Origin of the sequence: Actinoplanes sp. KI2, assembly GCF_025630775.1 — a bacterium.
In the GTDB taxonomy this organism is placed as follows: domain Bacteria; phylum Actinomycetota; class Actinomycetes; order Mycobacteriales; family Micromonosporaceae; genus Actinoplanes.
The window spans coordinates 18834-32195 of sequence record NZ_JAOSZE010000041.1; the positions used below are offsets into that span (position 1 = coordinate 18834).

Annotated in this window: 14 protein-coding genes; 10 read left to right on the forward strand and 4 right to left on the reverse strand. The window is 72.3% G+C overall.

The features are described 5' to 3' along the window. Positions 1–26: 26 nt before the first annotated feature. The 6 genes from rpmI (at position 27) to pheT (ending at position 6177) form a co-directional block, all read left to right on the forward strand. Complete coding sequence (gene rpmI, locus ODJ79_RS35125; protein WP_263027961.1) at positions 27–221, forward strand: 50S ribosomal protein L35; 195 nt, start codon at positions 27–29, stop codon at positions 219–221. 39 nt (positions 222–260) lie between these two features. After that, a complete protein-coding gene (gene rplT / locus ODJ79_RS35130; protein ID WP_263027962.1) occupies positions 261–653 on the forward strand; it encodes a 50S ribosomal protein L20 in 393 nt (130 codons plus the stop codon). Positions 654–724: 71 nt separating this feature from the next. Next, entirely contained in the window at positions 725–1501 is a 777-nt protein-coding gene (locus ODJ79_RS35135) for a TrmH family RNA methyltransferase (RefSeq protein ID WP_263027963.1), read from the forward strand. Next, positions 1498–2511 (forward strand): alcohol dehydrogenase catalytic domain-containing protein, encoded by a 1014-nt coding sequence (locus ODJ79_RS35140; protein ID WP_263027964.1) that lies wholly within the window; start codon positions 1498–1500, stop codon positions 2509–2511. The genes ODJ79_RS35135 and ODJ79_RS35140 overlap by 4 nt, the downstream gene beginning before the upstream one ends. A 121-nt stretch (positions 2512–2632) precedes the next feature. Next, a complete protein-coding gene (gene pheS, locus ODJ79_RS35145) occupies positions 2633–3694 on the forward strand; it encodes a phenylalanine--tRNA ligase subunit alpha (protein ID WP_263027965.1) in 1062 nt (353 codons plus the stop codon). A gap of 5 nt (positions 3695–3699) precedes the next feature. Then, the gene (gene pheT / locus ODJ79_RS35150; RefSeq protein ID WP_263027966.1) at positions 3700–6177 is read left to right on the forward strand and encodes a phenylalanine--tRNA ligase subunit beta; all 2478 of its coding nucleotides are present in this window, start codon (positions 3700–3702) and stop codon (positions 6175–6177) included. A 17-nt stretch (positions 6178–6194) separates the two neighbouring features. Here pheT and ODJ79_RS35155 read toward each other — a convergent pair whose 3' ends face one another. After that, positions 6195–6560, reverse strand: coding sequence for a MerR family transcriptional regulator (locus tag ODJ79_RS35155; protein ID WP_411267401.1), 366 nt, complete (start codon positions 6558–6560; stop codon positions 6195–6197). Positions 6561–6565: 5 nt separating this feature from the next. Next, complete coding sequence (locus ODJ79_RS35160) at positions 6566–6898, reverse strand: hypothetical protein (RefSeq protein WP_263027967.1); 333 nt, start codon at positions 6896–6898, stop codon at positions 6566–6568. 53 nt (positions 6899–6951) lie between these two features. Between ODJ79_RS35160 and ODJ79_RS35165 the strand changes: the two genes are divergently transcribed. Together ODJ79_RS35165 and ODJ79_RS35170 are read left to right on the forward strand one after the other, a co-directional pair. Next, positions 6952–7641 (forward strand): class I SAM-dependent methyltransferase, encoded by a 690-nt coding sequence (locus ODJ79_RS35165; protein WP_263027968.1) that lies wholly within the window; start codon positions 6952–6954, stop codon positions 7639–7641. Between the two features lie 11 nt (positions 7642–7652). Then, the gene (locus ODJ79_RS35170) at positions 7653–8654 is read left to right on the forward strand and encodes an LLM class flavin-dependent oxidoreductase (protein ID WP_263027969.1); all 1002 of its coding nucleotides are present in this window, start codon (positions 7653–7655) and stop codon (positions 8652–8654) included. A 6-nt stretch (positions 8655–8660) separates the two neighbouring features. On the opposite strand, the gene ODJ79_RS35175 is transcribed toward ODJ79_RS35170, so the two are convergent. Continuing rightward, entirely contained in the window at positions 8661–10562 is a 1902-nt protein-coding gene (locus ODJ79_RS35175; RefSeq protein WP_263027970.1) for an FtsX-like permease family protein, read from the reverse strand. After that, positions 10559–11311 (reverse strand): ABC transporter ATP-binding protein, encoded by a 753-nt coding sequence (locus tag ODJ79_RS35180; RefSeq protein ID WP_411267402.1) that lies wholly within the window; start codon positions 11309–11311, stop codon positions 10559–10561. The genes ODJ79_RS35175 and ODJ79_RS35180 overlap by 4 nt, the downstream gene beginning before the upstream one ends. Before the next feature lie 126 nt (positions 11312–11437). On the opposite strand from ODJ79_RS35180, the gene ODJ79_RS35185 reads away from it, so the two are divergent. Further along, the gene (locus tag ODJ79_RS35185) at positions 11438–11908 is read left to right on the forward strand and encodes a hypothetical protein (protein ID WP_263027971.1); all 471 of its coding nucleotides are present in this window, start codon (positions 11438–11440) and stop codon (positions 11906–11908) included. 97 nt (positions 11909–12005) lie between these two features. Then, positions 12006–12911 carry a multiprotein-bridging factor 1 family protein gene (locus ODJ79_RS35190; RefSeq protein WP_263027972.1) on the forward strand — a complete coding sequence of 302 codons (906 nt, stop codon included), beginning with the start codon at positions 12006–12008 and terminating at the stop codon, positions 12909–12911. Positions 12912–13362: the final 451 nt, after the last annotated feature.

The following is a 13362-nucleotide window of genomic DNA, read 5'->3' on the forward strand; positions in this document are numbered from 1 at the left end:
TCGGAAAGATCAGAAAGAGGCTTCAAGTGCCGAAGTTCAAGCCCCACACCGGGACCGGCAAGCGGGTCAAGGTCACCGGCAAGGGCAAGCTGGTCACCGAGCAGGTGGGCAAGCGCCACCGGCTCGAGGGCAAGTCGTCGCACGTCACCCGCCGGATGACCGGCACGGTCGTCGTGTCGAAGGCCGACACCAAGCGAGTCAAGAAGCTGCTGGGCCGCTGACGCGCGCGCCACACACGTTCCCCTGTTAGGAGTACCGAAATGGCACGCGTCAAGCGTTCTGTCAACGCCCAGAAGAAGCGTCGCACCCTGCTCGAGACCGCGAGCGGCTACCGCGGGCAGCGTTCCCGGCTGTACCGCAAGGCCAAGGAGCAGGTGCTGCACTCGATGCAGTACTCGTACCGCGACCGCCGTGACCGCAAGGGCGACTTCCGCCAGCTGTGGATCACGCGGATCAACGCGGGCGCCCGGGCCAACGGCCTGACCTACAACCGCCTCATCCAGGGCCTCAAGCTCGCCGAGATCGAGGTGGACCGCAAGATCCTGGCCGATCTGGCCGTCAACGACCCGGCGGCGTTCGCCGGGATCGTCGAGATCGCGAAGGCTGCCGTCGCGGCCGAGGGCACCGGCGGCGCGGCCGCTCAGGCTGCCTGATCCACGCGTCACCTGACAGGCGCCTCCCGAGTTGCTCGGGGGGCGCCTGACTCGTTGGAGAGGCCGGACTGTTGACTTTCACGACGCGTACGCCCCGCATTGTCGCGGCCCGGCGTCTGCAGCGCCGCAAGGATCGCGACCAGACCGGCCGATTCCTGGCCGAAGGCCCGCAGGCGGTACGCGAGGCGCTGGCCGCCGGGGTGGTGCTGGAGTTGTTCGGCACCGACGCCGCGCTGACCCGGCACGGCGATCTCGCGTTGCAGGCGCCGCAGGTGTCCCCGGTCGACGAGGAGGCGCTGACCGCGCTCACCGAGACGGTGCAGCCGCAGGGCCTGGTCGCGGTCTGTGAGCAGTTGGACGTCACGCTCCGGGAGGCCCTCGCCAAACAGCCACGCCTGGTGGCGGTGGTCGCCGAGATCCGGGATCCCGGGAACGCCGGCACGGTGCTGCGGACGGCCGACGCGGCCGGGGCGAGCGCCGTGATCTTCGCGGGCGACGCCGTGGACCCGTACAACGGCAAGTGCGTTCGGGCCTCCGCCGGATCGCTCTTCCACGTCGACGTGGTGCGGACCGGGCTGGCCGTCGTCGACGACCTGCGAGCCGCCGGCCTGCAGACGCTGGCGACCAGCGGATACGGCGCGGACGACCTGGACTCGCTGCTGGACGACGGCGCGCTGGCCGGGCCGACCGCGTGGATCTTCGGGTCGGAGGCGCACGGGTTGCCCCGGGACGTGCTCGACGCGGCCGACCGGCGGGTGCGGGTGCCGATCTACGGCGGGGCGGAGAGCCTCAACCTGGCCGCGGCCGCCGCGATCTGCCTCTACGCGTCGGCGCGGGCGCAGCGATGAGGGCTCTGGTCTACGACGCCATCGGCGGCCCAATTTCCTTGAAAGAGATAAAAAACCCGGATTGTCCGGACGGGGGCGCGGTCGTCGAGGTGCGCGCCACCGGGGTGTGCCGTTCGGACTGGCACGCCTGGCGCGGCCACGACCCGGTGCCGCTGCCGCACGTGCCCGGCCACGAGTTCGCCGGCGTGGTGGTCGAATCCGACTCGGCACGCTTCGCGGTCGGTGACCGGGTCACCGCGCCGTTCGTCAACGGGTGCGGGGCGTGTGACTACTGCCGGTCGGGCAACGCGCAGGTCTGCCCCGACCAGACGCAGCCAGGATTCACCCAGCACGGCTCGTTCGCCGAGCGGGTGGTCGTGCGCGCGGCCGACACCAACCTGGTGCACCTGCCCGACGAGATCGATTTCGTCGGCGCGGCGGCGCTCGGCTGCCGGTTTGCCACCGCGTTCCGGGCCCTGCGCGGCGGTCCGTGGGAAACGGTCGCCGTCTTCGGCTGCGGCGGCGTCGGACTCTCGGTGGTGATGATCGCGGTGGCCATGGGCGCCCGGGTGATCGCCGTCGACCCCTCGCCGGCCGCCCGGGCCGCCGCCGTCGATCTCGGGGCCGTCGTGCAGGATCCGGTCGACGTGGACATCGCGATCGACGCCTACGGCTCGGCCGAGACCGCGCTTGCCTCGGTGCGCAGCCTGCGCCGCGGCGGCCGGCACGTCCAGGTCGGGCTGATGCTCGGCCAGGATGCGCACGCGCCGCTGCCGTGGGACCTGGTCGTCGCCCGCGAGCTCACGGTGGTCGGATCGCACGGGATGGCGGCCGCCGACTACCCGCCGATGATCGACCTGGTGGCGAGCGGACGGCTCGACCCGCGCCGGCTGGTCCGGGAGATCGTGCCCCTGGCGGCCGCGGGCGCGGCGCTGACCGCGATGGACGACCCGATCGCGCGGGCCGGAGGCATCGTGGTCGCGATCAACGAGTATTCTGGCGGGCGTGTCGGACCCGATGATGCTGTTTAGCCGGCCCGCTGGTCGCGGGCGCCGGATCTGACATCTGCGCGTTGACTCCCTGACCGGCGGGCCGCGGCTCAGCCGCCTCTCCGTAGACTGCCAAACGGCATTTGCCGGTGTGAGGGAGACCATGTCCTACCGTAATGATCCGTACGATCCCAAGCAGGCGTCGCTGCTGTCGCCCGAGGCCCTTTCCGAGGCTGTCGAGAACGCGGTCGCCGCGTTCTCGACGGCAACAGACCTCGACGCTCTGGGCGCGCTGAAGCCGGCCCACCTGGGCGACCGGTCCCCGATCTCGCTCGCCCGGCGGGAGATCGGCTCGCTGCCGCCGGCCGCGAAGTCCGACGCCGGCAAGCGGGTGAACGAGGCCCGTCAGGCCGTGCAGGCCGCGTTCGACGCGCGCTTCGCCGCGCTCGAGGTCGAGCGGGCGGCGCGCGTGCTGGTCGAGGAGCGCGTCGACGTCACCCTTCCGTGGGACCGCCGGCCGCGCGGCGCCCGGCACCCGATCACCACGCTGATGGAGCACATGGGCGACCTGTTCGCGGGCATGGGCTACGACGTGGTCGAGGGCCCCGAACTGGAGCTCGAGTGGGCGAACTTCGACGCGCTCAACATCGGACCGGACAACCCGGTCCGCGGCTCGATGGACACCTTCTACGTCGACCTGCCCGGCCTCGTGATGCGCACGCACACCTCGCCCGGTCAGGTGCGCACCATGCTCACCCGGCAGCCCCCGATCTACGTCGTCTGCCCGGGCCGCACCTACCGCTCCGACGAGCTGGACGCCACGCACAGCCCGGTTTTCCACCAGATCGAGGGGCTGGTCGTGGACGAGGGCATCACGATGGCCCACCTGCGCGGCACGCTCGACCACTTCGCGAAGGCGATGTTCGGGCCGCAGGCGCGGACCCGCTGGCGCCCGCACTACTTCCCGTTCACCGAGCCGAGCGCCGAGTTCGACGTGTGGTTCGCCGAGCACCGGGACGGGCCGCGCTGGGTCGAGTGGGGCGGCTGCGGCATGGTCAACCCGAAGGTGCTGGTCGCCTGCGGCATCGACCCCGACCGGTACTCGGGCTTCGCGTTCGGCATGGGCGTCGACCGCACCCTGATGTTCCGCAACGGCGTCGGCGACATGCGCGACCTCGTCGAGGGCGACGTGCGTTTCACCGCGAACTTCGGCATGGAGGTCTGAGCCCGATGAAGACGTCACTCTCGTGGCTCCGGGACTACGTGGAGCTGCCCGCGGACCTCACCGCCGCGCAGCTGGACAACGCGCTCACCGAGCTGGGCATGGAGGTCGAGTCGATCGTCGACCAGGCCGCCACGGTGAAGGGCGACCTGGTGGTCGGCCGGGTGCTGACCATCGAGGAGCTGACCGGCTTCAAGAAGCCGATCCGGTTCTGCACCGTGGACGTCGGCAAGGACGTACCACAGGAGATCGTCTGCGGTGCGCGGAACTTCGCCGAGGGCGACCTCGTCGCGGTCATCCTGCCGGGCGGCGAGCTGCCGGGCGGCTTCAAGATCGGTGCCCGCAAGACGTACGGCCGCAACTCGAACGGCATGATCTGCTCGGCCGCCGAGCTGGGGCTCTCCGGCGACCACTCCGGCATCATCGTGCTGCCCGCCGGCTCGGGCACCCCCGGCGAGGACGCCCGGCCGCTGGTGGGGCTGGACGACGTGCTGGTCGAGGTGGAGATCACCCCGGACCGGGGCTACCAGATGAGCCTGCGGGGTCTGGCCCGCGAGCTGTCCTACCCGTTCGAGGCCGCGTACACCGATCCCGCGCACATCCCCGCCCCCGGCGCGACGGCTTCCGCGCCGTACGAGATCAAGGTCGAGGACACGATCGGCTGTGACCGCTTCTCGGCCCGGGTGGTCCGCGGCATCGACCCGAACGCGTCGTCGCCGGAGTGGATGCAGCGCCGCCTGCTGCAGGCCGGCATCCGGGCCATCTCGCTGCCGGTCGACATCACCAACTACCTGATGCTCGAGCTCGGCCAGCCGATGCACGTCTTCGACCTCGGCCGGCTCAACGGCCCGCTGGTGGTGCGGCGGGCCCGCCCCGGCGAGAAGCTGACCACGCTGGACGGCGTGGCCCGGGTGCTCGACGCCGAGGACATGGTGATCTGCGACGACACCGGACCGATCTCGCTCGCCGCGGTGATGGGCGGCGAGACCAGCGAGTGGCAGCCGGAGACGGTGGACGTGCTGCTCGAGGCCGCGCACTGGGACCCGATCATGGTCGGCCGCACCGCGCGCCGGCACAAGCTGTTCAGCGAGGCCGCGAAGCGCTGGGAGCGGTGCGTCGACCCGACCCTGACCCTGCCCGCTCTGGAGCGGGCGGTGCAGATCCTCACCGCGCACGCGGGCGGCGTCGTCGACGAGCGGGTGCTCGACCTCGACCACGTCCGCAAGCCCGGCGTGATCCTGCTCGACCCGGCGCTCCCGGCCCAGCGGATCGGCGTGCCCTACCCGGCCGAGCGGGTCGTCGAGCTGCTCACCCAGGTCGGCTGCACGGTCGCCGGGGTTCAGCCGCTCGAGGTCACCCCGCCGGCCTGGCGCCCCGACCTGGTCGCCCCGATCGACCTGGTCGAGGAGGTCGCCCGGCTCGGCGGGTACAACGACATCCCGAGCCTGCTGCCGCCGGCCCGCGGCGGCACCGGGTTCAGCGCCGCCCAGCTGCGGCGGCGCACGGTCGGGCGGGCGATGGCCGAGAACGGGTACGTCGAGGTCCTGTCCTACCCGTTCGTGGCGCCGGGGCTGGCCGACGCGCTCGGCTACCCCGAGGACGACCCACGGCGCAGCGCGGTCCGGCTGACCAACCCACTGTCCGAGGAGGAGCCGCTGCTGCGTACGTCGCTGCTGGGGCCGCTGCTCGGCACGCTCAAGCGCAACCTCGGCCGGGGCCTGCGCGACCTGGCGCTGTACGAGATCGGCTCGGTGTTCCTGCCGAGCGGCTCGACCACCCCGCCGCCGGCGATGGGCGTCGACCGGCGGCCCAGCGACGCCGACTGGCAGGCGGCCAACGCGTTCGTCCCGAACCAGCCGTGGCACCTGGCCACGGTGGCGACCGGCGAGATCGAGCCCTCCGGCTGGTGGGGTCCGGGCCGCCCGGCGACCTGGGCGGACGCCGTCGAGGCGGCCCGGATCGCGCTGGCCGCCGCGGGCATGGCGGCCGACCGGGTCACGGTGGCGGCGACCGAGCTCGCGCCGTGGCATCCGGGCCGGTGCGCGGCGATCGCCGTGGACGGGGTGGTGATCGGGCACGCGGGTGAGCTGCACCCGGCCGTGCTCTCGGCGCTGGAGCTGCCGAAGCGGACCGTGGCGATGGAGCTCGACCTCACCGCGATCCCGGCCGCGCCGGTGGTCCAGGGCGCGCGGATCTCCTCGTTCCCGCCCGCGCTGATCGACGTGGCGCTGGTGCTCGACCGGGCCGTGCCGGCCGCCGGGGTCGAGGCGGCGCTGGCCGCCGGCGCGGGGGAGCTGCTCGAGTCGGTGGCGCTCTTCGACGTGTACGAGTCGGACCAGCTCGGCGAGGGGAAGCGGTCGCTCGCTTACAAGCTGACGTTCCGCGCCCCGGACCGCACGCTGACCTCCGAGGAGGCCCTCGCCGCCCGGGACGCCGCGGTGGCCTCGGTGTCCGCGAAGTTCGGGGCCACGCTCCGCGGCGCGTAACTCCACAAGATCGCGTACTACCGCCGAAGCTCACTCCGGTAGTACGCGATCTTGTTGCGGATGTGCTCGCGCTGGCGCAGCAGCGTGTCGATCCGCTCCTGCACGTCCCGGTCGTGCTCCTCGAGCAGCGCTATCCGGTCGGCGATCGTCGCCTCGTCCCGGGTGAGCTCGGTGAACTCCAACATCCGGGCGATCGGCATGCCGGTGTCGCGCAGGCAGCGCAGCATCTCCAGCCAGCCGACGTCGTCGTCGCGGTACTGCCGGCGGCCGCCGGAGGTGCGCCCGACGCTCTCCAGCAGGCCGATCTTCTCGTAGTAGCGCAGCGTGTCGAGGCTGAAGCCGGTCTTCTCGACGACCTCTCCGGGGGTGTACATGGTGGACATGACCGTCAGGCTAACCGGGATTTGAGCAGGCGGCGGGCATGGTCTCGCTCACTCGCGCCGACCCGCGCGCAGCCCGACTCGATCAGCCGCCAGTCGCCGCCGGCCAGCGCTTCGTCGATCCGCCGGCGTACCTCGTCGACGCGGTCGGGCTCGGTCGCGAAGAGGATCCGCAGCCGGACGGTGTCGCCGTCGCGCACGACGCCGGTGTGATGCGGGGCGAGCGGGCAGGGCGGCTCGTGCTCCCAGTGCCCGCACAGGGCGGTGGTGATGGCGGCGCCGGGCGCCCCCTCGTCGGCCACCGCTTCGAGAGTCGCGCCGTGCGCGTACGCCTGCCGCATTTCACCTGCCTCTCGTCACCTCGAAGCGTACTATCCGTGCCAGGCTAGATCTTGTGGAGAGACGACAACGGCCCGGCTACGCCGGAACGGGCCCCGGCGAGTTCACCCCCGACGGTTGCGCCGTCGATCTCTACCGGCGGCTCCCGGTGCGGGACGAGCCACAGATCATCGCCGCCGCCGCGCCGCCGCCGGGCACCCTCCTCGAGCTGGGCTGCGGCGCCGGCCGGGTGACCAGGGCGCTGGCCGAGATCGGGTACGAGGTGACCGCCGTCGACGAGAGCGCGGCGATGCTCGGCTTCGTCACCGGCGCGTACACCGTGCAGAGCGCGATCGAGGACCTGGCCCTCGACCGGGTCTTCGACGTCATCCTCCTCAGCTCGTTCCTGGTGCACGCCCCCGACGTCGCGGTCCGCGGGCGAATGCTGCGGGTCTGCCGCCGGCACGTCGAGGACGACGGCACCGTGATCATCCAGCGGGAGGGCGCCGGCTGGCACACCAGGATCCCCCGGCAGAACCCGATCGCCGACGGCCACAGCCGGGTCACCGCCTCCGACGACATCGGCGACGGCGTGCGTGAGGTGCACGTCGAGTACGACTTCCCGGACGCCCACTGGACCCAGACCTTCCGTTCCCGCCCGCTGACCGTCCAGCAGTTCGAGACCGCCCTGCGCGAGGCGGGCCTGTTCGTCGAGCGTTATCTGACCCCGGACGGGACGTGGGTGGCCGCGTCCCCGATCACCTGAAGGGCCCGCACATGTCGCGTCCCCTGCGCAAGCTGGGTTTCCTGACCATCGGCCTGTTCGACGGCGACGACCCCCGCCCCGGACACGAAGCGACCCTGGAGATCATCAAGTTGGGCGAGGACCTGGGCTTCGACAGCGCCTGGGTACGCCACCGCCACCTCCAGTACGGCATCTCGTCCCCGGTCGCGGTGCTCGCCGCGGCCTCCCAGCGCACCTCGACGATCGAGCTGGGCACCGCCGTGATCCCGCTCGGCTGGGAAAATCCGGTGCGCCTGGCCGAGGACCTGGCCACCGTCGACATCCTGTCCGGCGGCCGCCTCAACCCCGGGGTCAGCATCGGCCCGCCGATGCACTACGACAAGGTCAAGGGCGCGCTCTACCCCAACACCGCCGAGGCCGAGGACTTCACCTACCGCCGGGTGCGCAGACTGCTCGATTTCGTACGCGGTGAGCCCGCCACCGACTTCCACGGGACGGAGGGCTTCGAGGTCTTCTCGAACCGGGTCGAGCCGCACTCGCCGGGCCTGGCGAGCCGGATGTGGTACGGCGGGGCCAGTCTCCGCTCGGCGCAGTGGTCCGGCGAGCACGGCATGAACTTCCTGACCAGCAGCGTGGTCAAGGCCGAGGAGGGCGACGACTTCGCCGAGATCCAGCTCTCGCACATCCGCACGTTCCGCGCCCACCACCCCGACGGCGACCGGGCCCGCGTCTCCCAGGGCCTGGTGGTGATCCCCACCGACACCGCGACGCCGGAACAAAAATCCAAATATCTCGCGTACGCCGAGAAGCGCGCGCCCCGCACCAGGTCCCCGCAGGGCCCGGCCCGCATGCTCTTCTCCATCGACTACGTAGGCTCCGCCGCCGAGATCGCCGACCGGCTGCACGCCCACGCCGCCTTCCGGGAGATCGACGAGGTGGCGTTCGCCCTGCCGTTCAGCTTCGACCACGCCGACTACGTCCAGATCCTCACCGATATAGCCACCGAGCTGGGCCCCGCCCTCGGCCGCCGCTAGTGCTGGTCACTCGCGGGCGGCCAGCAGCGTGATCGGTGCATGGCGGGTGGCGGACCACGAGGTGATCAGGCTGGTGGCGCCCGTAACCAGGAGGGCCACCGCGCACACCGCGCCGGCCAGGGGCCACGGGACGGCGAGGGTGGCGTGGCCGGTCACCGCCGCGGTGGAGGCTACGGCGGCCGTGTAGGCGCCGGCGGCCGCCAGTGCGCCCAGCAGCAGGCCGGCGACCGTCACCGCGGACGACTCCAGCAGGGCCGAGCGGATCACCTGGGTGCGGGTGAGGCCGGTGATGCGGGCCTCGGCGAACTCACGGCGGCGAGCGGCGGCGCCGATCACGACCGAGTTGACCACGCCGATCAGGGCGTACAGGCCGCCCAGGCCCATGATGACCAGCATGATTTTGTCGCTGGTCCGGGTGCGGTCCTTGGCGTCGGCGGTCAGCCAGTCGTCCGTGGCGGAGACCGCGCCGATCTTCGCCAGGGCGGCGCGGGTGGCGGCCGGGTCGGCGCCGGGGCGCAGGGTCACGAAGGAGCGGGTGGGTGCCGATCGCAGCAGCGCGGCGGGGGCCACGCCGGGCGGGAGCAGCAGGTCGGCACCGCCGGACATGGTGGTGGGCACGGCCGCGACGATCGGCAGCTCGCCCAGGTCGAGGCCGGGCAGCTTGATCTGGACGGTGCCGTGCGCGGGGACGTCGCCGCCCGGACCGGCCGCGACGGCACTTCCCCGAAGAGGGTCCAAGGTCGAGCCGGCCGAGTGCGCGGCGGCGTAGGCGGCCGGGTCGATCACCAGGACCGAGCCGGTGTCGGTCTCCGCGTCGTCGCCGTGGCCGGTGGTGAAGGTGGCCGGCAGGTAGGACTCGGTGGAGGCCGTGGCGACCCCGGGGACGGCGGCGATGGCCGCGGCCTCCGGGCCGATGGTCTCGACCACCAGGTCCGCGTGGGTCTGGCGGCGCAGCTCCTCGATGCCCGAGGTGGTGAACGACTTGCCGGCCCCGGCCGTGCCGACCACCAGCGCGACCAGGACGATCAGCGGGGCGGCGACCGAGGAGCTGCGGCGGCGGGCGTCCCACAGGTTCGCCCGGGCCAGGACGCCCGCCGCGCCCGAGCCGGTCGGCAGCAGGAGGCCGATCAGCGGGACGACCAGCGGGCTGAGCGCGGCGGCGGCGATCGCCGCGGGCAGCGGCACGTTCATCGCCATCGCCGCGCCGCCGTCCGGTCCGCCGTGCGGGGCGACGATGATCAGGGCGAGCGCGCCGCCGAGGAACAGCAGGCCGGCCAGCCAGCGGGTCACGGTCATCACCCGGGCGGCGTCTCCGGTCTCGCGCAGCGCCTCGAGCGGGCGCACCCGGGCGGCCCGCCGCGCGGCCACCGTCGCACCGGCCACGGCGAGCACGATGCCGGTGCCGAACGAGACCGCCAGGATCCACTCGCGCCACTGCCCCCGGAAGTCGTCGGGCACGAAGCCCATCCGGTGCAGCAGCCAGGTCTGCGCGGCCATCACGACCAGGCCGAGCGGGACGCCGACCGCCGCGCCGAGGGCGCCGAGCAGCACCGCCTCGCCGAGCAGCAGCCGGCGTACCTGGCCGCGGCCGGCGCCGACCAGGCGCAGCAGGGCGAGGTCGCGGCGGCGCTGGGCCACGGTGAACGCGAACGTCGAGCTGATGATGAACCCGGCCAGGAACGTCGCGACGCCGAGGATGATGCCCAGCATGGAGACGACGGCCGCGGTGGCGTCGGTGACCTCCATCCGCTCCGCGGCGCTCAGGCCGGGCGGCGGCTGGTAGGTGGCCGCGGAGATCAGCAGCAGGAGCGAGGACTGCACCAGCGCGACGCCGAGCGTCACCGAGAGGAACGCGCCGGCGAAAAGCTGCCAGCGCTCGATCAGGCCGGTTCGGATCATCCCGATCATCGCGCCGCCTCCCAACCGGCGAGCCGGTCGGCGACCTCGCGGGGGCCGGCACCGGTCAGCCGGTCGACCACGCGGCCGTCGCGCAGGAAGATCACCGCGTCGGCGCGGGCGGCCGCGGCCGGGTCGTGGGTGACCATCACGATGCTCTGGCCGGCGTCGGCCATCTGCCGCATCAGGTCCAGCACCGTACGGGCGGCGGAGGAGTCGAGTGCGCCGGTGGGCTCGTCGGCGAAGAGCACGTCGGGCCGGGTCACCATGGCTCGGGCGATCGCGACCCGCTGCTGCTGACCGCCGGAGAGCTCGCGCGGGCGGTGCCGGGCGCGATCGGCGAGGCCGACGGCGGCCAGGGTCTCGCGCACCTCGGAGCCGCGCGGTCGGCGCCCGGCCAGCCGCAGCGGCAGCGCGACGTTCTGGGCCGCGGTCAGCGAGCCGATCAGGTTGAAGCTCTGGAAGACGAAGCCGATGCGGGTGCGGCGTAGCGCGGTCAGCTCGCGGTCGCGCGCGGCGGTCAGGTCGGTGTCGCCGAGCAGGACCTGGCCGGAGTCGACCCGTTCGAGGCCGGCGGCGCAGTGCAGCAAGGTGGACTTGCCGGAGCCGGAGGGACCCATCACCGCCGTCCATCCGCCGCGCGGAAACTCGACAGTCACGTCGTTCACGGCCCGCACCGCGGCGGCGCCGCGGCCGTAGACCCGGCTCACCCCGCGCAGCGTCACGGCCGCGTCTGCCCTGGTCATGGTCGTTGTCGTCATGACTAAGACGCTAGGGTCAGGATCGACGAGAATCGCTACGGCGAGCAGGCGTTTCGGTGGTGGTGCCAGCACTACCTGAGCACCGCTACTCATGCGCGCCCGACGCCGCTTTCATAGGGTTTCGCCATGGCGAAAAGGCGTAGATGGCCGTGGGTGGCCGGGCTGATCGTGGTGGTCGCGCTGGGTGCGGGCGCGGCGGTTCTCCTCGTACGGGATCCGCTCCGGCTCCCGGGGGAGCACGACGTCGACGTGTACGCCGTGGACGACGCCGTGTCCGAACAGGTCACCGAGCCGCCCGGCTTCGTCGGCCGGGCCCTGGGCATGTGTGACGCGGACACCTACTACGCCGAGGACGGCGACCGGAAGCTGTGCCTGGTGCTGAACGGGCCGCTCGGTCAGGTGCGGGCCACCCGCTCGTCCGGGCAGGTCAAGGTGGCCGCCGACCAGGTCGCCAAGCTCAGGAGCATGGCCGCTCAGGACACCGGCACCCCGCAGCCGACCACCCGGCTGGTGCTGATGTCCGGCGGCCCGGCGGCCCTGGTCGCGGTCGCCGATCTGGCCGGCGACGCGGCGGTCAGTGTGCCCGCCCTCGGCTGATACGTGACACTTGCCGCACTAACCGTGCACAGCACGTCACATTGCGCGGTCGGGGAGGCGGTGGTGATACTTGGGGTCCCGCTATGAGGTGACTCCCATGACGGACGATCTCTCCGGCCGGAAGGCGTTTGCCGACGCCCTGGCCAGGCTCCGGACGAGCCGAGGACTGAACAAGAAGACGCTGGCCAGGATGATGGGCTTCGACCCGTCCTACGTCAGCCACGTGGAGAACGGGCGGCACCGGCCGACGTGCGAGTTCGCCGCCCGCGCCGACGCCGTGCTGCAGACGAACGGCGAGCTCGCGGCGGCCTTCGACGCCTTCCTCGCCGAGACCCAGACGCAGGACGGGCCGTCCCCGCGCACCACCCGCGCCGCCGCGCGGATGCGGGCCGGCCTGGTGGTTCGCCGCGAGGATTCGCAGCTGACCCTGACCGAGGACGGCTACTACCACATCCGCATCCTGCGCGACGTGCACAACGCCGGCGACCAGCCGGTGACCCGCTTCCCGGTGCGCATCGACGCCGACGCGCACCCGGCCGACCCGCACCTGTCCCGCACGTTCTACCGGGACAATCCGATCACGCTCACCGAACTGGACTTCCGGGCCACCTTCGACGGCGAGCCGTCCCGGTGGGAGCTGGTCGAGGATCGCGACGCGTACAAGAAGATCTATATCTGGTTCGAGCCGCGCGGCCTGCCCGCGCCGATCTACCCGGGCCACTCGGCCACGCTCGTCTGCTCCTACCGCGTGCACGCCGCCAAGTGGGGCAACTGGTTCGAGCGCGAGATCCGCTGGCCCACCGAGCGGCTGTCGGTGCACCTGCGCTTCCCGGTGCGCCTCGGGGTCAGCCTGACCGGCCGCGAGGTGACCTGGGGCGGCGACCGCACCCTGCCGTCCCCGCCCACCGCCGCGACCCGCGACGGCGTGACCGACTTCAGCTGGAGCACGACCGTGCCCCCGCTGACGAACCAATACCACTTCGACTGGCAACTGGCCGCATAGGGGCCCAGGTCGTCATTCAGCATCGCCGCGCTGAGCTGGGTAAACGTTGGTGGCAGCAGGTGTTGTTGGTCAACGTTGGTGAACCTCTGACGGCCTGGGGACGGCCTGAGGGGCTTGGAGTGCCCTCGACCACCTCATGCCCGAGGAGTCATCCCGGTCGCCTGGGCTTCGCCATGCTGGACCACTGCCTGGGCGTCAAATAGCCCCACCGTTTGACGCCCAGGCAGTGGTCTGGCATCCCTCGGGCAGGCGGGCGGGATGACTCCGACCGCTACCCCTCACTACCTGACGGCCTCGCCTCCGGCATCCTGGGAGCCTGCCTGTCCGGCGAGGACTGGTGTTCGCGGTGCTCTACAGTGGGCGACCCTAGCTAGAGCCCATACTGCGGCGTTCGCTGCGCGTCTGCCGTTGCCCGCTCCGGGTCTCAATGCCCGAGGGGTGGCACCCCTCC

What these genes read in the sequence shown, in the direction of transcription:
- rplT (WP_263027962.1), top strand. Translation starts at nt 261, where the DNA reads ATGGCACGCGTCAAGCGTTCTGTCAACGCCCAGAAGAAGCGTCGCACC.
- ODJ79_RS35140 (WP_263027964.1), top strand. Translation starts at nt 1,498, where the DNA reads ATGAGGGCTCTGGTCTACGACGCCATCGGCGGCCCAATTTCCTTGAAA.
- pheS (WP_263027965.1), top strand. Translation starts at nt 2,633, where the DNA reads ATGTCCTACCGTAATGATCCGTACGATCCCAAGCAGGCGTCGCTGCTG.
- pheT (WP_263027966.1), top strand. Translation starts at nt 3,700, where the DNA reads ATGAAGACGTCACTCTCGTGGCTCCGGGACTACGTGGAGCTGCCCGCG.
- ODJ79_RS35155 (WP_411267401.1), bottom strand. Translation starts at nt 6,560, where the DNA reads ATGTCCACCATGTACACCCCCGGAGAGGTCGTCGAGAAGACCGGCTTC.
- ODJ79_RS35160 (WP_263027967.1), bottom strand. Translation starts at nt 6,898, where the DNA reads ATGCGGCAGGCGTACGCGCACGGCGCGACTCTCGAAGCGGTGGCCGAC.
- ODJ79_RS35170 (WP_263027969.1), top strand. Translation starts at nt 7,653, where the DNA reads ATGTCGCGTCCCCTGCGCAAGCTGGGTTTCCTGACCATCGGCCTGTTC.
- ODJ79_RS35175 (WP_263027970.1), bottom strand. Translation starts at nt 10,562, where the DNA reads ATGATCGGGATGATCCGAACCGGCCTGATCGAGCGCTGGCAGCTTTTC.
- ODJ79_RS35180 (WP_411267402.1), bottom strand. Translation starts at nt 11,311, where the DNA reads ATGACGACAACGACCATGACCAGGGCAGACGCGGCCGTGACGCTGCGC.
- ODJ79_RS35185 (WP_263027971.1), top strand. Translation starts at nt 11,438, where the DNA reads ATGGCGAAAAGGCGTAGATGGCCGTGGGTGGCCGGGCTGATCGTGGTG.
- ODJ79_RS35190 (WP_263027972.1), top strand. Translation starts at nt 12,006, where the DNA reads ATGACGGACGATCTCTCCGGCCGGAAGGCGTTTGCCGACGCCCTGGCC.